This is a genomic window from Myxococcus vastator, assembly GCF_010894475.1.
Classification (GTDB): Bacteria; Myxococcota; Myxococcia; order Myxococcales; family Myxococcaceae; genus Myxococcus; species Myxococcus vastator.
This window is the reverse complement of record NZ_JAAIYB010000979.1, coordinates 1-419: the sequence shown is the minus strand read 5'-3', so window position 1 is coordinate 419 and position 419 is coordinate 1. Positions and strand designations below refer to the sequence as shown.

Sequence of the window (419 nt, the reverse complement as noted above, 5' to 3'; positions counted from 1 at the left end):
TGGCCGTCCCGTCGACGTGGGCCAGCGTCATCGGCTCCGACGCGCCTCCCGCCTTGCCCCAGTCGTGCACCGCCGACAGCGACAGGGCGTATTTCATGGGGTACGGCTGGCGCCCCATGAGGATGTGCTGCACGTCCAGGACGACTTCCGCCCCCATCAGCCGCGCGCCCAGCACATCCGAGGCGAAGGCCTCCACGTACAAGGGCCTCAGCATCCCCGTCACCACCGCGCCGGCTGGGTTGTAGTTGGGGTTGCCCCGGTTGTTGTAGCGCCGCACCAGGTGCCCGGACAGCAGCGTGTACGACTCGAGAGCACCCACCCACACGAAGTTCGGTGCGTCGCCTCCCACCATCAGGTTCTGCACCACTTGGCCCCAGTCGGAGAGCTCGTCCCAGTCCTCTTTGCGCACCAGGCTCCCC

General features: G+C 68.0%; 1 pseudogene. It reads right to left on the bottom strand.

From position 1 onward, the window contains the following. Nucleotides 1–419, bottom strand: a pseudogene (locus G4D87_RS38660) (hypothetical protein); the annotation flags it as partial.